General features: G+C 54.9%; 17 protein-coding genes. 12 read left to right on the top strand and 5 right to left on the bottom strand.

The genetic code is table 11. The annotated features are described in order from the left end of the window. Positions 1-102: 102 nt before the first annotated feature. From ACR3EP_RS21535 to ACR3EP_RS21525, 3 genes are all read left to right on the top strand, one after another. The gene (locus tag ACR3EP_RS21535; RefSeq protein WP_480639394.1) at positions 103-2,226 is read left to right on the top strand and encodes a right-handed parallel beta-helix repeat-containing protein; all 2,124 of its coding nucleotides are present in this window, start codon (positions 103-105) and stop codon (positions 2,224-2,226) included. A 304-nt stretch (positions 2,227-2,530) separates the two neighbouring features. Continuing rightward, positions 2,531-3,244 carry a class I SAM-dependent methyltransferase gene (locus tag ACR3EP_RS21530; protein ID WP_480639393.1) on the top strand — a complete coding sequence of 238 codons (714 nt, stop codon included), beginning with the start codon at positions 2,531-2,533 and terminating at the stop codon, positions 3,242-3,244. A gap of 291 nt (positions 3,245-3,535) precedes the next feature. Continuing rightward, positions 3,536-5,185, top strand: coding sequence for a hypothetical protein (locus ACR3EP_RS21525; RefSeq protein ID WP_480639392.1), 1,650 nt, complete (start codon positions 3,536-3,538; stop codon positions 5,183-5,185). A 27-nt stretch (positions 5,186-5,212) separates the two neighbouring features. Here the strand turns inward: ACR3EP_RS21525 and ACR3EP_RS21520 are convergent, their stop codons facing one another. After that, a complete protein-coding gene (locus ACR3EP_RS21520) occupies positions 5,213-7,129 on the bottom strand; it encodes a hypothetical protein (RefSeq protein WP_480639391.1) in 1,917 nt (638 codons plus the stop codon). 377 nt (positions 7,130-7,506) lie between these two features. On the opposite strand from ACR3EP_RS21520, the gene ACR3EP_RS21515 reads away from it, so the two are divergent. From ACR3EP_RS21515 to ACR3EP_RS21505, 3 genes are read left to right on the top strand one after another with little or no spacing between them, the layout of a single operon-like run. Next, positions 7,507-8,550 carry a glycosyltransferase family 2 protein gene (locus tag ACR3EP_RS21515; protein WP_480639390.1) on the top strand — a complete coding sequence of 348 codons (1,044 nt, stop codon included), beginning with the start codon at positions 7,507-7,509 and terminating at the stop codon, positions 8,548-8,550. Beyond that, positions 8,547-8,984 carry a GtrA family protein gene (locus tag ACR3EP_RS21510; RefSeq protein ID WP_480639389.1) on the top strand — a complete coding sequence of 146 codons (438 nt, stop codon included), beginning with the start codon at positions 8,547-8,549 and terminating at the stop codon, positions 8,982-8,984. Before ACR3EP_RS21515 ends, ACR3EP_RS21510 begins: the two co-directional genes overlap by 4 nt. Then, positions 8,962-10,302 carry an NAD(P)/FAD-dependent oxidoreductase gene (locus ACR3EP_RS21505; protein WP_480639388.1) on the top strand — a complete coding sequence of 447 codons (1,341 nt, stop codon included), beginning with the start codon at positions 8,962-8,964 and terminating at the stop codon, positions 10,300-10,302. Before ACR3EP_RS21510 ends, ACR3EP_RS21505 begins: the two co-directional genes overlap by 23 nt. Here the strand turns inward: ACR3EP_RS21505 and ACR3EP_RS21500 are convergent, their stop codons facing one another. Both ACR3EP_RS21500 and ACR3EP_RS21495 read right to left on the bottom strand, forming a co-directional pair. Continuing rightward, positions 10,303-11,775: a hypothetical protein gene (locus tag ACR3EP_RS21500; protein ID WP_480639387.1), complete on the bottom strand. Its 1,473-nt coding sequence runs from the start codon at positions 11,773-11,775 to the stop codon at positions 10,303-10,305. 320 nt (positions 11,776-12,095) lie between these two features. After that, positions 12,096-12,398 carry a hypothetical protein gene (locus tag ACR3EP_RS21495; RefSeq protein WP_480639386.1) on the bottom strand — a complete coding sequence of 101 codons (303 nt, stop codon included), beginning with the start codon at positions 12,396-12,398 and terminating at the stop codon, positions 12,096-12,098. A gap of 182 nt (positions 12,399-12,580) precedes the next feature. On the opposite strand from ACR3EP_RS21495, the gene ACR3EP_RS21490 reads away from it, so the two are divergent. Then, complete coding sequence (locus tag ACR3EP_RS21490; RefSeq protein WP_480639385.1) at positions 12,581-13,216, top strand: hypothetical protein; 636 nt, start codon at positions 12,581-12,583, stop codon at positions 13,214-13,216. Positions 13,217-13,431: 215 nt separating this feature from the next. Here the strand turns inward: ACR3EP_RS21490 and ACR3EP_RS21485 are convergent, their stop codons facing one another. Then, positions 13,432-13,854: a carbamoyltransferase C-terminal domain-containing protein gene (locus tag ACR3EP_RS21485; RefSeq protein WP_480639384.1), complete on the bottom strand. Its 423-nt coding sequence runs from the start codon at positions 13,852-13,854 to the stop codon at positions 13,432-13,434. Between the two features lie 484 nt (positions 13,855-14,338). On the opposite strand from ACR3EP_RS21485, the gene ACR3EP_RS21480 reads away from it, so the two are divergent. Next, positions 14,339-15,394, top strand: a complete 1,056-nt coding sequence (locus ACR3EP_RS21480) for a tyrosine-type recombinase/integrase (protein ID WP_480639383.1) — start codon at positions 14,339-14,341, stop codon at positions 15,392-15,394. A gap of 208 nt (positions 15,395-15,602) precedes the next feature. Here the strand turns inward: ACR3EP_RS21480 and ACR3EP_RS21475 are convergent, their stop codons facing one another. Continuing rightward, complete coding sequence (locus tag ACR3EP_RS21475) at positions 15,603-16,934, bottom strand: nucleotide sugar dehydrogenase (RefSeq protein WP_480639382.1); 1,332 nt, start codon at positions 16,932-16,934, stop codon at positions 15,603-15,605. A 343-nt stretch (positions 16,935-17,277) separates the two neighbouring features. Here ACR3EP_RS21475 and rfbC point away from each other — a divergent pair, with 343 nt between their 5' ends. The 4 genes from rfbC to rfbA are packed head-to-tail and all read left to right on the top strand — an operon-like array spanning position 17,278 to position 20,613. Next, positions 17,278-17,835, top strand: a complete 558-nt coding sequence (gene rfbC, locus ACR3EP_RS21470) for a dTDP-4-dehydrorhamnose 3,5-epimerase (protein ID WP_480639439.1) — start codon at positions 17,278-17,280, stop codon at positions 17,833-17,835. Then, complete coding sequence (rfbB, locus tag ACR3EP_RS21465; protein WP_480639381.1) at positions 17,835-18,872, top strand: dTDP-glucose 4,6-dehydratase; 1,038 nt, start codon at positions 17,835-17,837, stop codon at positions 18,870-18,872. Before rfbC ends, rfbB begins: the two co-directional genes overlap by 1 nt. Further along, positions 18,869-19,726: a dTDP-4-dehydrorhamnose reductase gene (gene rfbD / locus ACR3EP_RS21460; protein ID WP_480639380.1), complete on the top strand. Its 858-nt coding sequence runs from the start codon at positions 18,869-18,871 to the stop codon at positions 19,724-19,726. Before rfbB ends, rfbD begins: the two co-directional genes overlap by 4 nt. Beyond that, on the top strand, positions 19,723-20,613 hold the full coding sequence (gene rfbA / locus ACR3EP_RS21455) for a glucose-1-phosphate thymidylyltransferase RfbA (RefSeq protein WP_480639379.1): 891 nt from the start codon (positions 19,723-19,725) through the stop codon (positions 20,611-20,613). The genes rfbD and rfbA overlap by 4 nt, the downstream gene beginning before the upstream one ends. Positions 20,614-20,636: the final 23 nt, after the last annotated feature.

Genomic DNA, 20,636 nt, shown 5'->3' with positions numbered 1-20,636 from the left:
AGCCTCATTCTGGCCACTGAATCGCCGCTCGGCGATTGTTTCCTGTGGCCTGAGGGGTGGACCATACGCGCGCCGATGGCGTGCCGGAAAATAGGGTGTGCGATGACAGCGCAAACGACCACGGTAACCAACTCAGCCGAGCTGAAACAGGCCCTCGCAAGCGCCACAGGAGGAGAAACCATTCTTCTTGCGGCCGGCGACTATGGCAGGTTGGATCTCAGAGACGCAAAATACGGATCGAATGTAACAATAAAATCTGCCGATCCCAACGACATGGCTAGCTTTAGCCAAATGTCTCTCATCAACTCGTCGAACGTAACCTTCGATACGATCATGTTCGACTATACCTACAAACCCGGCGACTATAACTTCCAAAGCCCGTTCGGGGTGAGTGGCAGTTCTAACGTCACCTTCAAGGACTCGATCTTTGACGGCGACGTTGCGCAGGGGACCGGCACTTCGATTGACGGAACCGGCTACGGCACCGGCTTGAACATTCTGAACTCCACAAATATCGACGTCGTCGGGACCGAATTTAAGGAATGGTGGAAAGGCCTCATCGCCGCGAAATCGAATGATGTCAGCGTTACCGGAAGCGACATCCATACAATTCGATCCGATGGCTTGGTGTTCGACGGTGTCGATAACATCTTGGTCGAAAACAACTATATCCATGATTTCGGCGGCGCAGCCGGATCCGGGGATCACCGCGACATGATCCAGATCCAACGCGCCTATGGCAGCGGCAGTGACAACATCACCATCCGTAACAACGTGTTCGACATGGGTAATGGTGATTATGCGCAGACCATCTGGATGGGCGGTGACGGAAAAAGCTTCAGCGACCCGAATGTCATTCACCACAACGTCGTGATCGAAGGCAACATGATCTACAATGGTCACGTCAACGGTATCGCCATTCATGCCGTAGACGGCTTGGTCATATCCAAGAACACGATCCTGCATGTGGATGAAAAGACTCTGACCGGCGGCGTCGAGATTCCGGCGATCAATGTTTTGTCCGGGAAGAACGTCACGATCGAACAAAACATCACATCGCAAATCATCGGCTATAACGGACAAAGCGGCTGGACCATAAACGACAATGTCCTGCTCCAGCCAGGCGAATACGATCAGGCATTCGACTATTTTGCGACGGCACAATCTGATGGGTACAACCAATACGGCGTCAAGGCCGGTAGCCTGGCAGATACACTGAATGCCGGCTCAGATCTCGCCGACCAATTCCCGTTCTCTTACAATTCCTGGGTTGGCACAGCAACGCCCTCCAGCGGCGGGACCAACCCTCCGACCGATACCGGCACGACTCCTCCGGTCGATACCGGCACGACTCCTCCGGTCGACACCGGCACGACTCCTCCGGTCGACACCGGCACGACTCCTCCGGTCGACACCGGCACGACTCCTCCGGTCGACACCGGCACGGATACTCCAACCGACACCGACACGGATACTCCGACCGACACCGACACGGATACTCCGACCGACACCGACACGGATACTCCGACCGATACCGACACGGATGTTCCGACCGACACCGACACGGATACTCCGACCGACACCGACACGGATACTCCGACCGACACCGACACGGATACTCCGACCGATACCGACACGGATGTTCCGACCGATACCGACACGGATGTTCCGACCGATACCGACACGGATACTCCGACCGATACCGACACGGATGTTCCGACCTATACCGGTAAGAATCCTCCGACCTATACCGACGCGGATACTCCGACCGATACCGACACGGATACTCCGACCGATACCGACACGGATGTTCCGACCGATACCGACACGGATACTCCGACCGATACCGACACGGATGTTCCGACCTATACCGGTAAGAATCCTCCGACCTATACCGACGCGGATGACGGAAATCTGGCCGCCTGTTTTGGCTCTGCAACCCCACACTCATGGTCGTTTAGAGACTGGTTTTCGGAAAGATCCAATCGCAAGGACAAGTCTCAAGACACTGAGCAGTTCGATTTCGCTGCAAGTGATACCGATGACTATTCTGCGTCGAGCGATACCGAATTCGATTTCGGCTTCAACAGCAATCGCAAAAAGTACTGGTCGCTCGACAACAACTGGAGATCTGCCCGGGATGAAGAGAATACCCGGCATGCAAACGACAACGATGCAGAAGACCTCGGTCTCCAGACGTATTACCATGAGGATTTGTTTGGCTGACGGAAAAAGTCGCTGAATAAATCAAGAATTGATCATGAACTTGTGGGCGGTATGCGGCTTTCGTATTCCGCCCATAGCTTTTCTGGACAAACACATTGCCAAACACGCCAAACTCGGAGGATAACTTCGTTACGTGTTGTTTTAATATCTGAAAGGCCAATCAAATAGTTTGGGCGGTTTGTACTCTTCTGACTCAGCCACATTTTTCACAATGTCTCTTTCCAATCCGTCGGTAATTTCCTGATCGCGATGTGGCCCCCCATGACCGATGAACCAAACGGAAAGCCGGATTGCGGAGGTACGCGTGGTACAATCTGAAATGCGCTGGCACCTGGATTGCAGGCAGGATTATCTGGATACGGTCTGGGCAGCCATTCAGGATGTAAAGACCCATCGCATCATGGAGATCGGGGGTACGACCAGCCGCTCGACCAGCGACCGGGCCTTGCCGGATCACATCACGTCTTTCACCATCAGTGATATAAGTGCCGAAGAACTGGAACATGTGTCTGATGAGTTCGATACTCTGCAGATCGACGCCTGTGGGGATATCGCTCATGTGACTCAGACGTTCGACCTGATCATGTCGAAATTCTGCGGCGAACACATGCCGGATGGAAAACAGTTCCACAAAAACATGCACCAGCTTCTGAATGACGGAGGTATCGCCATTCACTTGGTCCCGACGCTTTTTGCCTCTCCGTTTCTGATCAATTGGCTGCTGCCCGAAGGGCTGACACGCAAGGCGGTTCAACTGCTGCAACCACAGCGGTTCGACAAGCAGAACACCGGAAAATTTCCCGCCTATTATTCCTTGTGCCGTGGCTCAACGCGTTACATGCGCAACGCCCTGGCCGACATCGGATTTTCCGATGTCGAAGTCTATGAATACTATGGCCATCACTATTACGATAAACTTTTTGGCTTACGGCAGCTCGACAACTGGCTCTCGCGTCTTTGCGCCCGCAGAAGTTGGTCTTTTTATTCGTCCTACGCCATTATCGTGACGCGCCGATAATGAGAGTGTTGCCAGTATTCCGAATGTGGGAGCGTAAAATGTATTTGATATTTTCGAAAAACTCTCAGGCAGAGCGTTGGAAACAGCCGAGCTCTTGCCGTCCTCGGGTCCACTCCAGACGCATACTTATTGGCCAAACTGGTGCGGCAGTAATCATGACGCTGCCCACAAATATCTAACAAACGCGCTGAACGCGTATCTTTGACCAGCCCGCACCCACTACCCGAAACTGGTCTGTGCGTTTGGGCGGCATCTTACCGCAATCTGATATAAACCCTTACCATGTCTTCTGTGCATATATCCCGTTATGAGCGATGTCTCCCGGTTATCGTCTTTGCACTGATTGTTATCAGCCGGATCATCGCCATCGTTGACGGTCGGGACCCTGGGTTCGATCAGGCGATGCTGATGGCCAATTTTCCATTGGGTTCCCTACACAACTATTTCCAGCCACTGCCCCTGTTTGAACAAGCAACAGCCCTGGGGTCAGTGGTATTGCTTGATCTGGCCTCAAACGTTTTCGGGACTGAAGGTCTTGCCCGGATTCACGCCATCCGCATCTGGGCCGCGCTTGCTGCATGTCTGGGATACTTCATTTTATACCATATGCTCCGCCAGTCATTTTCGATATGGGAGGCGACCCTTGCACTGGCCCTTATAGCCGCTCCAAACGAGGTTCTGCTGTTCACGACCAACCCCAAAAACTATGTCAATGCTTTCCTGACCTCGTGTCTGCTCATGTGGGTCGGGCAGGCCTACCTGAAAAACCCGGATGAACGTCGAGCTGCGGCCTTTCTGGGCGTTACGCTGCTCACCTGCATCTTTGCCTTTACCGCCCCTTTTATCGTGGCGGCCACCGGCGGCGGCATGCTGGTTGCGACCCTCTCGCGCTACCCGAGAAAGGAATGGACCAGTCCACCAGCACGGCGGGACCTTCTGCGGCTGACGGTCTTGGGGTTGGCAGCTGTAATATGCTGTCTGCTGTTTTTTCTGTATTTCACGAAACCCGTCACGATCCTTGATCAGACAGCCTATGCAAGCAGGTATGACGCGGTCTTTCTGACCATCGCGTCCCCGTTTTCCGACCACAACCTGTATGCGGGGAAAAACATCCTCGGGGTCTTCTATCTGATGATTGCCCCCGCCTATTTTAACGAACTGATTTTTTGGCTTGGCCTCCTTCAGTATGTGACCGTTATTCATCTGATTTGCCTGCTCATCAGCCTGATTGGGTTTCTGACCCTCTGGCGGCGATCCAAATTTCTGGCCGGTGGGTTAAGCACAGGTATCCTGGCGATCCTGATCGCCAATATCGCCCATGTCTTACCGATCGCATCGGTCCGGCATTTCCTGTTTCTGACCCCATTTGTCGTTCCGTGTTTTGCCCTTGGGTTGGTCAGGGTCATTGAATTCGTCCTGACCCGGCTAAAGGCGCAAGCCTTTGTTCCGGTTGTGCTGAGTGTGATCATGCTTGCGATATGCGGCGCGGCGGTCTTGCGATCCGGCGACCTCAAAAACACCGAGGTCTCCGAACATCTTGCCCGCATCGGCGAATTTCCCGCACCGCTTTGGATCTACTACGGCGCGCAGCCAAGTGTACGCACTCTGCGCCCGGCTCTTATTCTGGATCCGAATGCAAAGGTGCTTGGGCTTCTTCCTCATGACAGCACGACATCATCATGGATGCTGGCCGCCCGCGAGAGTCAAAACCGCCTGACAAGCGAGGAATATTTCAAGCAAACGGCCAGTACCCTTGCGGGGCAGGACCCGGTCTGGCTGCTGTTCGCCCATTACCTGTCCGAAACACGTGTCCCTGACGGGCTTGGTCGGTTCATGAGAATTGCCGAGGCCGACGGACGGGTCTGCCAAACACAGAGCGCACCCGGCAGCGTGCTGGCGCTTTGCGCAATGCCGGATGATTTACCCGACAACTGGCCATAGATACGGGCGCCTTCTACCGCCGAAGCCTCAACTCTCGTGCGCGGCCGAATTCCCAGACACAACAGGAGCAAGCACCACATATACACCGAACTCAGTCAGAAACTGATAGTGGTCGCGAATATAGCTGCCGGTCACGCTGTCTCTGGCCTGATTTAGAAGCCTGCCTTCGATGACACGCTGCTGACGGTGAACTGTCGTTGTCCAGCGCGCCAGCTTTTCCACCCGCCGCCAGGGCCAGTCCGTGATGGAACTGTCAGGGTCGGTAAAGCCATAGATGCGTTCATAGTCGCTTTTGAACATCACCACGAGCGCATCCGGATTTTGCTTGAGATAATCACGTTCCGGTCGCTCAATCTCGGAATACATAATGTCGTCATGTTTGTAGTCCTGCCGACAAATGCCGGCATGGGTCGACAGGAACCAGGTTTTACCATGAAACAGGACAGGCTTGGGCGCCTGCGCGGGAGCTGCCAGGAAACCTCCGAGTGCAACGATATCGGGATCGGCCGTCGTGCGTTCGAACTGAACGCTCTGGGCCCGGAAATTGCTCTGATCAACATCGGTGGTGGGCACTGCAGACAAAACGTCCTGGGCTCCGCGGAGATATACTTTCATATAGTGATCCGCCGTTGGGTAGATGCCAATGAGATACGTAAAAGAGGCAATCCCGATCAGTACAACAGCGCCACGCCGCGCGGCGGCGCTCAGACGGGTCGCAAGCGTTGGAAGGTTCAGCAGGAACGCGAAATACAGGACCAGAAAGGGTGCTGAAAAATGCCAGTGGTCGGCCCGCGCCAAACCGCTTTTCAGAATAACCAGCGCATAGACAAGCCCACCGACCAGATACAGATCGCCAGCCCGCAGCTCACCCCGAGCCCGCACGATGGTCACCCCTACAAGCATGCAAACCATGGTCAGAAGGGCGATCTGTACGACTGAGTTGACCGTCCAGTAGAATTCAAAGGCGGCATGGCCCTGCGACATGACACCCGTGACTTGCCTCGCGGTATCAATATAGAACCGCCAGTTTTCGCCGAGCATGAAGCTGATCGATACAGCCCAAATCAGAACAGCCCCGACCGCGATGATAAGCCCGGACTGCAAGGCATTGCGCTGTTTCGGTCCGAACAAAAGCATCCCATAGATGGTGCCGATGCCCAGCAAAGTGGCCGCCGCATATTCATGCGAATACGCCAGGTGCAAACCGGTTATGACCGCAACGGCCAGATTTGTACGTATGTCAAATGGGCGGTACGCCACCAGCAAAAGCGCAAATACGGGTACCAGGCGCCGCAAGGCGCTCCAGTTCGGGCCAAGCAGAGTATTAACGAGAAACGGCAGGAGCAGCAGGAAAATGCAATATCGCCACCATCTGTCCTTTACCGTCAGTTGCAACACCGCCATCAGCAAAGCAAACTGAAGCCCCTCCTGAAGGGCCATGAAACCAAAATAGGATTCCATGGAGACGCCGAATATCTTCGTCCAGCCCCACATCGGGTACAGCATGAGCGGCCCATACAGGAATTCGAAATCCTGGAACGGCACCTGACCACAGGCCATCCGAAACAACACCAGTATAAAGCCTTCGTCCTCGTTGAAAGGCCCATAGCGCGCCAGAAAAGCCGGAAAATAGGCAAGTACAAAGATGCCAAAAACGATGAGCAATTCGAGTGGAAGCAGCCGCCCTCGGGTAGGGGGCGTGAAGGGATCAGGCGCTGCTGCCTGCGCATTGCGGGCCCACATTGCAGATCCCGCGATAATAACCACCGACCAGATCAACGCGACCCAATATGCCACTGGCGCGTTATATCCCTGCGCGGCTGCTGCACTAACAATAGTGGCGTCACTCTCGGTTGGTATGACGCGCGGGACGAAGTGAACCAGAATTATGTAGCCCGACAACCACCCTAAAAACACAAACGCCGTCTGTGGAAATTTGTTCATAACGGCTCCTAAAAACCCAAACAGCCTAGGTCACAATCAACAGAATTTCTGCAAACCCCACGCCACGCGTCAGTGACATAAATTACAGCGCTGCGCGCGTGCAGACGCTGATCTCAGGCGTACAAAAAGCTCTTAAACCACCCTGCTGCTTTCAAATGATCACTCCGAAAAATGTACCGGAAAGAACAACGTTCCCAAAGCAGAGCCTGCCACAACCCACACCAGATTGCATAAAATTGGAAACACTGAGCTAAATATATCGGGATTGAACACGCCATTCCCCTCCCATGCACCCTGCTGTGTGGCAAACAACATGGAAATGTCAAAGCTAAGCGCCTAAGCTTTTATCCAGTTATTTTGCTCATAAGGATTACAGGATGATGGATACGGCCATTTCGGGCCTGAATGATCGCCGGGGCACACTGAGCCCTAGCCGTCCGAAATCTCCGGTCATTTCGGTTGTCGTTCCATGCTTTAACGAAGAAGAAGTCATTCTTCACACGCACAAACGCCTTGTAGACGTTCTCGGAGATGCCGACCTTGACTTCGAAATCATCTATGTAGACGACGGAAGCTCGGATCAGACCGCGCTGTGCCTGCGCGACATTCAGGCGCAATCAAAAAATGTAGGCATCATTCGGTTGTCCCGGAATTTCGGCCACCAGGTCGCCGCGACCGCAGGTCTCGATTATGCGGGTGGGGATGCCGTCGTCCTGATCGATGCTGACCTGCAGGACCCCCCGGAAATGATCCCCAAGATGGTCGAGAAATGGGAAGACGGGTATGATGTCGTCTACGGCGTCCGCACCTCCAGAGAAGGGGAATCCTCCTTCAAGCTCTGGACCGCCAGCGCCTTCTATCGCCTCATCAACGCGTTGTCCGAAGTCCCTCTCCCTCTTGACGCCGGAGACTTCAGATTGATCGACCGTCGCGCGGTTGATGCGCTCAGGCAAATGCGCGAACGGCACCGATTGCTTCGCGCCATGACAACATGGGTCGGCTATCACCAAACCGCCCTCCCCTATGAACGCTCAAAGCGGTTTGCAGGCACGTCCAAATATCCGCTGCGCAAAATGATCGCGCTTGCCCTGGACGGGATCGTTTCGTTTTCAGTCATCCCGCTCCGGCTGATCTCTTTTGTCGGGTTGATGCTGTCGCTGCTGGCCCTCGTCGGTATCATCTACGCGGTTACGGCGCGGCTTATGACTGACAGCTGGGTTCCAGGCTGGACCCTTCTGTTCATTTCGTCCCTTATGATTGGGGGCCTGCAGTTCATTTTCCTTGGGATCATGGGCGAGTACATAGGCCGCATCTACGGGGAGGCGAAGCAACGCCCGCTCTTTCTGGTCCTGGAGGTTCTGGGGCCTCAGCAGTTCCGTGACCGACAGCAAAGCACCATCCCAAAAGAGGTTTCGCTTTGAAAAGCTGGGAAATGTTGCCACCGAAGCTCCGACAATTTGTCCTCTACGTCCTGTGCGGCGGTGGCGGTGCAGCCTTGGATTTCGTCCTGTACGCGTTGCTCGTGACTGCCGGCGTCTGGCACCATGCCGCAAATGTCGCCGGATATGCATCCGGCACGTTGCTGAGCTTCGTTCTGAACCGTGTCATCACGTTCCGCGTGCTTGACGCCCCGATACGCCGACTGGCCACGTTTGTGGTGTTTGCCGGTATCGGCTATCTGTGTTCCATGACGGTCCTGATTGTTCTAGTGGATACTCTGAGCGTGGACCCGGTTATGGCCAAGGCCGCCTCGGTCGTGATTGTGGTCGCTGTGCAATACACGCTGAATTCTCGCATTACGTTCCAGCCAACGGGTTCGCAAAGGAAGCCTCATGACAAAATCAAAGACGTTTGATTGCGCTATTATCGGGGGTGGCTTCACAGGGCTGGCAGCGGCGGCGGAACTGACCCGGACGGGACATTCCGTCATTATTCTTGAAAAAGAGACCGAGCTGGGCGGGCTGGCTGCGGGCTTTGATGTCGGCGGCTACGAGCTTGAGCGGTTCTACCACCACTGGTTCACCAGCGATACGCACGTCAACGCGCTGGCAAAACAGGTCGGCGTTGAAGATCAGATCATTCTCCGAGAGTCGAACACCGGCATGTATTATTCTGGTCAGCGCTTCCGGCTGTCGACGCCGGGGGACTTGCTGCGGTTTGGTGCGATACAGGTTCACGACAGAATCCGCACCGGCTTTGCCACGCTTTTTGTAAGACGGATCAAAAACTGGCGCGCCCTCGAAAACCTGACCGCCAAAGAGTGGCTGACGCGCCTGTTCGGGAAAAAGGTCTATGCAGTCATCTGGGAACCCCTTCTGATCGGAAAATTCGGAAAATATGCCGATGAAATCTCGGCCGTCTGGTTCTGGAACAAACTGGCTCTGCGCGGAAGCAGCCGTGGTGCTGGCGGTTCCGAACAACTGGCCTATTTTCGCGGCGGGTTCGCGAAGCTTGCCCGCGAGGTCGCGGCTTATGTGCAAGGGCATGGTGGAACAATCGCGACAGGCGTCGAAGTCACCCGCATCACGCCCGACGAACAGGGTGTGGTTGTGGAAACAGCAGATGGGCCGGTTTCGGCAAGAACCGCATTGCTGACAGTGCCTCTACCGATCGCCGGGCGGTTGCTGGAACATGACACACCGCCCTCTTACCAGGAAAAGCTCAACAAAATAAAATATCTGGGGAATGTCTGCCTGATCCTCGAAATGACCCGCAGCCTGTCAGGCCTGTACTGGACGAACGTCAATGATCCGTCCTTTCCGTTCGTCGGAATTATCGAACATACAAATTTTGAACCGACAGAGTCCTATGGCGGCCGACATATCGTTTACCTGTCGAAATACCTGCCGGTGGACGATCCTTTGTACGCCATGAACGCGGATGAAGCTTTCGAATTCGCACTCCCGCATCTGCAGCGCATGTTTCCCGACTTTGATGAAAACTGGGTAACGCAGCGGCATGTATGGACGGCAGAATACGCGCAACCGATTGTGGTCCGGCATTATTCGTCGCTGATCCCGGCTTTTGAGACGCCAATGCCCCATACATATCTTGCGTCCATGGCCCAAGTATATCCCGAGGACCGCGGCACCAACTATGCCATCCGGGAAGGCAGGCGTGCGGCTGAGAAAATCCGAAGCCAGTTGGAAATGGCACACACAGATGCTGCGTAGTCAGTTGCGTGTAATCTGCCGAAAGAAGAAAGAGTCTGGATCCCCTTTGCGCTGCGCAACGTGGTTGACAGGCAATTCAAGAAAGCTCTGCACCGATTGGCTGTCCGGGGGTGGAAACGTATAGTTTTGGACCGAACGCGCCAATTCCGAACCACCGGTCAGCGCCCCCACGCAAACCACGGCCAGCAATACCGGCTTCATGATCGGATGGGCCTTGAAGGATGTCCCAAACAGCCCGTAAGCGATAAAGACAATCAGGACGAAGAGTGCGGGGATCGACCCTCGCATCACAAAGTCATTGGCAAACCCCATCCGAAAGAACGGCAGCACGATCAGCACGGCCAACGACGTCCACAGCCAGGGGGTATAGGCGTGAGCAGCCCCTCGGTCTTTCGTCAGCCAATAGAGCGGTACAAAGAACACCGCCACCTCAAGCCCCACGAACACCAGATAAAAGAGCCAGAAATCCGGCCTGCCCGTCCACCCCAAAGAGACCGGAAAGCTGAATGTGTTTGACGCAAGAAACAGAGCGCTTGTCAGTCCGACGACCGGAGCCAGAACAAGATTTGAAACCGAGAAAATATCCTGGACCCCATTTTCCCGGACCCACAAAACGATGGCCAGCACCACAAATGGAAGGACTCCGATAATTGCGAACGGGGTCCAGAGCAGACTAAAGGCTACAAACAGCCCGAAACTGCGCGGCGGAACTCTGAAAATCGAATAGAACATTGTCACGCCGGTGAGAATCCAAGCGGCAATGGTGTGCTGCGGCACCCAGACAAGTAGCGTGGTATTGGCAGAGTACTGGAAATGTTTGGCCCACCACTCGAGGTGTTCCCCCATGCTGGGCAGATTTTCGTGTCTCAGATACCAGCCAATAATATCCAGCCCACCAAACACGGTAAAAACAAGGACAGCCAGCAACGACCTGAAAGGGGTCAAGGGAAGATCGAGAACCTTTAAGAACCAGGATATTGCAACCACGATCCCGGTCACGCTCCACAGGAAAAGGAGAAGGTTTGCCATCCCCCAACCAAACAGTTTCCCCACCAGAGCCGCTGGCAGGTAAAAAGCCACGTAGTACACATAGAAGAAAGCTTCGTGGTTTGGGTCGTCAGCCCCCAGCACAAGCGGCCAGTCTTCTTCGATCAGATGTTTGAAAAGGCTATTATGAGCGTTCCAGTCCGTGTTCTGGAAACCAACGCCGCCAATTCCCGAAAAGCCGACCCAGATCACAAGCGCACCGCAGAGGGGAACGATATACCTCAGGGTCCTGCCAACTTCTAAATCTGGCGTAAAATTCCTGCGGATATCGGAGACCAGAAACACCAGCCCGGTGAGACAGGCGATTGTGTAACCAACCGCATAAAACGGTTTGAGCCAACCGAAAGCAAACAGCACATTCGGCAAACCCAGATAGACAAAAGTCGCCAATAACAGACCACCGCCCTGCCGGATATCGGTCTTCATGACCCGCTGGTCCTGTTGTGCATGAAAAACATCTTCACCCAAAACACTCGCTCAACCATATCGAATTTGTACAAATCTATATTCGCTCAGTTAACGGCCCCTGTCCTGTTACCGTCAAGAGCGCGATTGCCCAGCCCCGCACAGGTTTCTTTCAAGCCGCAGCCAGACATCAAACTGCGACCCGCGCAAAACTATAGCCTCAGCCGTGATCGGTTGGTGCGATTGGAACCCACAGAGTTCCCTGATTTTTGCAAGACAGAAACCCCGACGGGCAGGATCGTCGATCCTCTTAATCTATTATCTTGAAAACAAACATATTTTCACGAAACCGGCTGGACAGCGCCCCGCGGTCTCAGCTTAAACAGCATATCGAGTTTGCCCGGAAAACCATCAATCGGTTGACCGCAACACCCATGACCCAGACAGAGATTGGACAGGGCAGCCGGATCATAAGCCCAATAGCCACGAAGATAGACCCGTACATCCCCTGAATGGTTTTCCAATACGGCCTCAATTGTTTCCAGAGCCTGATCATTCATCGCCGTGAGCCCCAACCAACGCCATAGCCACGCACGTGTGTGAAACTCAGATGAGCCATCTGCTGCAACATACTCCAAGTACATGGAAACATTTGACAAGACTGGCCCGAAACTCCAAATTTACGAATGTAAGTCCAACCGGGGGTCAGGCCCGTTTTCAGATCAGCGAGCACATTCTGGTGCTGTATGATAGCTTTTAACGATTGAACGCCCTGCCCTACAGGGTCTGCGACTTGATCACACATTTGGTCGGGAGAATTTGAGCAATGCGCAAAATGATGCAGATGAAAAAAGTCATCCTGTTGCGCAGTGCCTATCGGCGAGGTCTCGGAACCTTCTTTTCCCAGCTCTGGATGACAATTGCCGATGTTCTTCTGCGCCGGAAATTCCTCATTTTCCGTATCGATGCGCGCGATGTGACGAAGTTTGACACCAGCGGCCTGCCCGTCCTCAATTGTCGTGAGATCACCCAATGGGAGGACATGCCGAACCATTTACGCGCCCGTCTCGAAGATCCGGCTGAAGGGCTGGAATGGGGGCAAAAATCCTGGTTCGGGCAAAACCGCAGATGCTGGCTTGGCGAACTCGACGGACAGCCCGCATGTCTGATGTGGTGGCTGGATCACACAGAATCCGAACATTTCTTCTATGATGTACCTGAGGACGCCGAAATCCTTTTTCAGACGGTGATTTTTCCAGAATTTCGCGGTCGTCGCCTCTATTATTCGCTGCTCTCCGATTTGATGCGGGCGCGTATGTCCAATGGTATCAAGGCGTTTTTTGGCAGTTGCCATGAATATAATACAACCCCGGCCCGAAATATGAGCCGACTGGGTTTCAAATACATCGGGGCTGTTCGCGAGTCACGTCTGACGGGACGCCGTCGCTGGATTCCGACGTGATCCCCGCTGGCGTTTGCCACTTGCCGAACCGTGTGGGGGCGATGCAGGCTGAGGCCGGAATAGGACGTTTAGGAGTTTTCCCAATAGGTTGAATACTAATTATTTGCTGCGCAACTTGGCTTTCAGGTACAAACCCAGAAACAAATTGAAATCCATACCTTTCCGAAAGTTTACCGCACAACCTAGATTCCCGTGCAAAGTCTATCTCATGGCTTCTATTTGCGGAATTGGTATACAGACAGGCCGGCCACAACACCGTCAAGACCGGCGGACTGGGCATATTGGTAAAGATCGGTGGTGTTATTGATGAATCCGGCATCTTGAAAATTCAACGACGTATTGCATAAAACTCCAACTCCAGACATCTCCCTAAATTCCCTAAGCAAATTATATAGCATTGCGTTCTGATCTTGCCGGACTGTTTGTAGGCGCGCGGATCCATCCAAGTGGGTCACAGCCTTGAGGTTCGGGTTTGTCACTTTGGCGAAATGGAGCATATAAGGCGACGATCCGCACCATTCGAAATGCTTGGACACATCCTCTTCAAGACAAACTGGCGCGATCGGCGCATCAAGGGCCCGACCCTTTATGTTGTTCAGCCGGTCGCGTGTCTTGGTGCTAAAGGGGGCAGTCGGCATTTCTCGAGTTCCGACGTGGGAATAAAATAAGCGCAACTACTCAACGCCTCACATCGCACTCGGACAAAATCTTCAGACACCTGATGCAATACTCGCCAACTGTTTAACACCATCAAGCCGTTCGGTTGAGCAACCCTATAACAACCGAGGCAGCCTCCCAACATCGTTTAAGTTAATACCCTGCTCGCGCTTATTGCCAGAAAATTCTAAGTTTGTTTGCTTTTTGGGCTGACCTGCCCCCCTTTGCGCCCGTTTTGCAAAGTTTAGCTTTGTTTAGATCTTGGGGTTGTTTCGCCACCCGATCCTATAACCGGGGGCACAACCTCGAAAAGCTTTCATAACAACCTGCAACACTCCATAGTGGTCTTTATTTACATGTTTTGCTCTCTACGCTCACAACTTTATATCTTATTTATTACTCATGATAAGTACCGCTTATCAGGTACAATTGATTTTGCCGAGAAATGGGCGCAGAATGGGCCGCATGAAGCCGCCAGCCGCATATCTCCCCGCCGCCTCCCCTGCCCTCTCCCAAGCGGATCAGGACGCGCTGACCGATCTTTACATCCGCGGCACGCCACCCAACACATTGCGCGCCTATGAGCGCGATCTGCTCTACATCACCGCCTGGGCGCAGGCCCGCTTTGACCGGGCGCTGGACTGGCCCGAAAGCGAGGGGACGGCGCTGGCCTTCATCCTCGATCATGCCCGCGATCTCGGAGATGCCCCGAACACAGACATCGCGCGTCAAACGGCAGAGACACTCGTCGAGAAAGAGCTGCGCAAGTCGTTGGCCTGCCCGGCCCCGTCCACTTTGGACCGGCGCATCGCCTCCTGGTTGGCCTTCCACCGGATGAAGAACCTCGCCTCGCCCTTTGACGCGCCACAGGTGAAACAGGCCCGGGCCAAGGCCCGCCGTGCCGCCGCCCGGCCCCCTGCCCCTAAATCCGCGCACCCGATCACCCGCGATGTGCTCGAGACCTTGCTGACCACATGCCGCGGTTCCCGTCGGGATTGCCGCGACCGGGCGATCCTGATGCTGGGCTGGGCTTCTGGTGGTCGGCGCCGGTCCGAAATCACCGGGCTGATGCGCGAGGATGTCTCGCTGAAGGAGTTCGACAAGAGAGGTGTGGTCTGGCTGACGCTGCTGGAGACCAAGACCACAGCCAAGGACGAAACCCCGCGACTGGTACTGAAGGGCCGCGCTGCACAGGCGCTGGTGCATTGGATCGAGGTTGGAGAGATCAGTAATGGCCCCCTCTTCCGCCCCGTCTCCAAAGCCGACCGGGTGCTGAAACGCGGCCTGACCCCGGATGCGATCGCACAGATCGTCAAGCACCGGCTGAAACTGGCTGGGTTACCCGAAGATTTTGCCTCGCCACACGGGTTGCGCTCCGGCTTCCTGACCCAGGCCGCGCTGGACGGCGCCCCCATTCAGGCCGCCATGCGCCTGTCCCTGCACCGCTCCCTCGCACAGGCGCAAAAATACTATGACGACGTCGATATCGCAGAAAACCCGGCAGCGGATTTGCTGGGGTGAAGCTGCATTTTGCAACCCTGCCATTCGGGCAAACGTGGGTGCCTATTTTGGTTACCAGATTGATATTCTTGCTACCTACCCCTCAGCAATCTGGTTACGCATCTCATGATTTTGTTTTCTTTTGGATGAAGTAATGGGGAGAACACAGCGAAATTGATATTGGCCAACACGACCACGACTGCCCCTCTCTAATAACAAAAGAACAAGGCTAAGCGCGTACGATATGATTGTTTAAGGCCCGGTAAACACCACGCGTATCAATAATGAGTTTCGCATGACGAGCTATCATATCGTAGTCAAACGCATCGTGATTGGTTGCCAAAATAACGGCGTCCTGTTCAGCCAAAATCTCTGCGGTCAATTCTTCTGAAGACAATTCAAACGTGTGATTGCGCATTCTTGGGAATTCCGGAACATGCGGATCCGAGTAGCTCAGCACACCGCCGCTATCCCGCACCATTTCCATAAGAACAATCGACGGGCTTTCGCGCATGTCATCAATGTTCTTTTTGTAAGCGATACCCAACACCATGATTTTGCTGCCACGCACCGGTTTGCAACGCTCGTTCAAAGCTCCAACAAGCTTACCGAATACATAGCTTGGCATAGCCGCGTTGACCTCGCCCGCCAATTCGATGAAGCGGGTGTTGATGCTGTACTCCCGGGCTTTCCATGTCAGATAAAAGGGGTCGATCGGAATGCAATGCCCCCCAAGGCCGGGGCCCGGATAGTAGGGCGTAAAGCCAAAGGGTTTAGTTGCGGCCGCTTCGATCACTTCGAAAATGTCGATCCCCATCCGGTCGGCAACAATCTTCATCTCATTCACAAGACCGATATTGACCGCCCGATGAATGTTTTCCAGCAGTTTGGTCATCTCTGCTGTTTCGGTGGAACTGACGGGCACCAGCGTATCAATGGCCTGATCATAAAGCGCCAGACCGGCCTTCAGGCACGCCTGGGTATGGCCGCCGACAATCTTGGGAATGGTATTGGTCGTGAACTCAGGGTTGGCGGGGTCTTCACGCTCGGGCGAATAGACCGCGAACACGTTTTCGCCGACCTTGAGACCGCCCATTTCCAGCCGGGGCAGAATTTCTTCTTTGGTCGTCCCCGGGTACGTGGTGCTTTCCAGGGCAATCACCTGCCCTTCGCGCAGATAGGGGGCGATCTGGTCACACGTGCTGGTGACGAAACTCAGATCCGGTTCGCGATACTTGTTCAAAGGCGTTGGGACACACAGCATGATCCCGTCCGCTTCGGCAATGCGCGAAAAATCTGTCGTAGCTTCGAACCCGTTCTGCCCGGCGGCCTCAATGCGGCTGTTTTCGATATGCTCAATCGAGCTGTAGCCGCCGTTCAACTGATCAACCCGCTGCTGATTCAGGTCGAACCCCAAAACACGATACCCAATCTCGGAATAGCGCAGCATCAGAGGCTGCCCAACGTATCCCAACCCAACTATGCCAATCACAGCGGATTTATCCCTGAGCTTAGAGCACAGTGAGTCCAGACAGGCTGTTTGCGAGGAGAAATCGTTCATTGAAGCGCACCGGGTTGCATATCTGAGTTTCGACGAGTCTGGAGCGGGCCCTAAAGCTTTCTCCAAAGACCGTAATAGACGTCTGTTCGCAGATGACAATTAAAGCTTCTGCTGCAAGCCTCAGCTCCATGCGGCAGGTCAGACGAAAACAGGCAGCAGCGCTGTCAGGTATGCTGGGCAACACGACCCGGCAATAGAAATCCGGGTCGGATTGGCGGCCCGAATGGTCACGCTTTGCCGCCACGCCGGGCAGATTTCGACGCTTGAAATGAGAAACGTTTCAGGCAAGGCTGACAATGGGTGCGGGTGTTTTTGCAGGTAAGGTATTGTTGAGTATATGGATCTGTTGATCGAAAAGACCGAATTAGACGGGGTCATCTGCATCACACCACCCAGGTTCGGCGATGATCGCGGTTATTTCAGTGAAACTTGGAACCAGGAACGCTTTGCCCAAGCTGGTCTGCCACGGGAATTTGCCCAGGATAATCATTCGTTCTCGGGCCACCGAAACACGCTGCGAGGTCTGCATTATCAGGCGCCGCCCCATGCCCAGGGTAAACTGGTTCGGTGCGGGCATGGACGGATCTGGGATGTGGCCGTCGATATTCGTAAGAGCAGCGAAACCTATGGCGCATGGACGGCTACCGAACTGTCGTTTGAAAACGGGAAACAAATCTGGATACCGGCCGGGTTTTTACACGGATTTCTGACACTCGAAGACGAAACGGAAGTTCTCTACAAATGCACTCACCCTTACGTGCCGACGGCAGACGGGGTCATTGCATGGAACAGCTGCGGGATCGAGTGGCCGCTTGAGGGTGCGCCCATCGTGTCCGACAAAGACAACTCCGCAGCGGGGTTTTCCGATTTCATCTCACCTTTTGAACCGGGACTGTTCTGATGCGGCTGCTTGTCACCGGCGGAGCGGGCTTTATCGGGTCAGCCGTTGTGCGAAAGGCGGTTCAGGAGGGGCACACTGTCCTGAACGTCGATAAACTGACCTATGCCGCCTGTCTGGACAGCGTTGCGCCGGTTGCGCATCTGCCTGGCTATCGCTTTGTCCAGGCTGATATTTGTGACCCGTCCGCAATGGCCGATGCCATTGCCCGGCACGCCCCGGATGTGATCCTGAATCTGGCGGCCGAAAGCCATGTCGATCGTTCCATTGATGCCCCCGATCAGTTCATTCAAACCAATCTTGTTGGCACCTACACACTTCTGGAAGCCGCCCGAAAATGGTGGGTCAGTCAGGGCCGCCCTGAAACCTTCCGTTTCCACCACGTTTCCACAGACGAAGTCTTTGGAACGCTTGGCCCCACAGGACATTTCACCGAAGACACAGCTTATGATCCCCGTTCGCCCTATAGTGCCTCAAAGGCTGGTAGCGATCATCTTGTGCGGGCCTGGCATGAAACCTATGGCCTGCCTGTCCTTCTGACGAATTGCTCCAACAATTACGGCCCCTATCATTTCCCGGAAAAACTCATCCCCGTCATCATCCTGCGCGCGCTGGCCCAGGAACCGATCCCGATCTATGGCGACGGGTCGAACATACGCGACTGGCTGTATGTCGAAGATCACGCCGAAGCCCTTCTGACCGTCGCCACAAAAGGAAGAGTCGGGCGCAGCTATGCCGTCGGGGGCAACAACGAAGCGACGAACCTCAAACTTGCCCAGCAAATCTGCGCGCTTCTGGATCAGACGAGGCCCGGACCGCGGCCATATGCCGACCTCATTACGTTTGTCCGGGACCGGCCCGGTCATGATGCGCGGTATGCAATTGATCCTTCTCGTATCCGGCAAGAGCTGGGCTGGCGCCCCTCTGTCACGCTTGAACAAGGTCTGAGCCGTACAGTGAACTGGTTTCTCGACAATGAAGACTGGTGGCGCGCCCTTTTGTCCCGAGACGGCGTTGGGAAAAGATTGGGGTCTGCGTGACTGGCGTTCTGATCTTTGGCGCGACGGGTCAACTCGGCCAAGCGCTGGTTCGTCAGTCACCGCAGGCGCAGCCGCTCAGCCGCGCGGATGCAGACCTGACAAAACCGGAAGACTGTGCCAACGCAATCCTTGTTCATCGCCCGACGGCAATCATCAACGCGGCGGCTTACACAGCCGTTGACCAGGCCGAGGAAGATGAGACAACGGCCCATCTGATCAATGCCACAGCGCCCGGTGTGATGGCCCGTGCTGCGGCAGATCTTGGTATCCCCTTTGTGCATGTCTCAACCGATTATGTTTTTAACGGATCAGGCCAATCCCCCTGGACGCCCGAAGATCAGCCCGATCCGCTGGGGGCCTATGGCCGGACCAAGCGGGCAGGCGAGATCGCTGTATTAGAGGCTGGTGGGTGCCCTGTGATCCTCAGGACATCCTGGGTGTTTTCCGCCGATGGAATGAACTTCGTCCAGACAATACTGCGCCTTTCGGCCGAGCGTGATCTGCTTTCAATTGTTGCGGATCAAATCGGCGGCCCAACCCCCGCATCGGCTTTGGCAACCGCATGCCTGACGATCGCCGAGACCCTCAGAACCGCTCCGGAAAAAGCCGGAATTTATCACTACTCTGGCGCTCCGGATGTTTCCTGGGCCGAGTATGCACGCGCGATTGTTTCGCGTGCGAAACGCCAGACCCGCATCCAGGGCATCACGACCACGCAATATCCAACCCCGGCCAAACGTCCGCTCAACAGCCGACTGTCCTGTGACAGCACCACTGCCGCTTTCGGATTGGATCGCCCCAACTGGTGCAAAATTCTGGACGAAATAATCCCCGCAAAGGAGGTACAGAGATGAATGCACTGTCGCGCAAAGGCATCGTTTTGGCGGGCGGGTCAGGTACGCGTCTGCACCCGATCACACTCGGCGTATCCAAACAGCTGATGCCAATCTATGACAAGCCGATGGTGTATTATCCGCTGTCGGTCCTGATGCTGGCCGGTATCCGGGATATAGCGATTATCACAACACCCCAGGATCAGGGCCAGTTTCAGCGGGCGCTTGGCGATGGGTCGCAATGGGGCGTATCACTGAGTTATCTGGTGCAACCATCACCGGACGGGTTGGCACAGGCCTATCTGCTGGCCGAGGAGTTTCTGGCGGGTGCGCCCTCGGCGATGGTGCTGGGGGACAATATTTTCTTCGGGCATGGCTTACCAAAACTTCTGGCCTCGGCCGATCAGCAACCCTCGGGCGCTACGGTCTTCGGGTATCATGTTGCCGACCCCGGACGATACGGAGTCGTCGGCTTTGCCCCCGACGGAACCGTGAACGAGATTGTTGAAAAGCCGGAGAAGCCACCATCGGATTATGCTGTGACCGGCCTCTATTTCCTGGATGGCACGGCGTGCGACCGGACGCGCGACATCACACCATCGGCCAGGGGCGAATTGGAAATCACGTCTCTGCTCGAACTGTATCTCGCAGACCGGCAATTGACGGTAGAGCGCATCGGCCGGGGGTATGCCTGGCTGGACACCGGGACATACGACTCGCTGCTCGAGGCCGGAAATTTCGTGCGGACCTTGCAAAACCGGCAAGGGCTACAGGCGGGCTGCCTTGAGGAAATCGCCTTTTCCCAAGGTTGGATCACGGCTGAAGACATCGAAAACGCGGCGGCCCGATTAGGCAAGACGTCCTACGGCAGCTATCTCAGAGGGCTTATCGAGGACGTGTCGACCTAGATCTGCAGGCTGAACATCATGTT

The sequence above is a fragment of the Ruegeria sp. BB10 genome, from assembly GCF_056535725.1.
The sequence above is the reverse complement of the archived record's forward strand: the minus strand, read 5'-3'. Positions and strand labels throughout refer to the sequence as shown.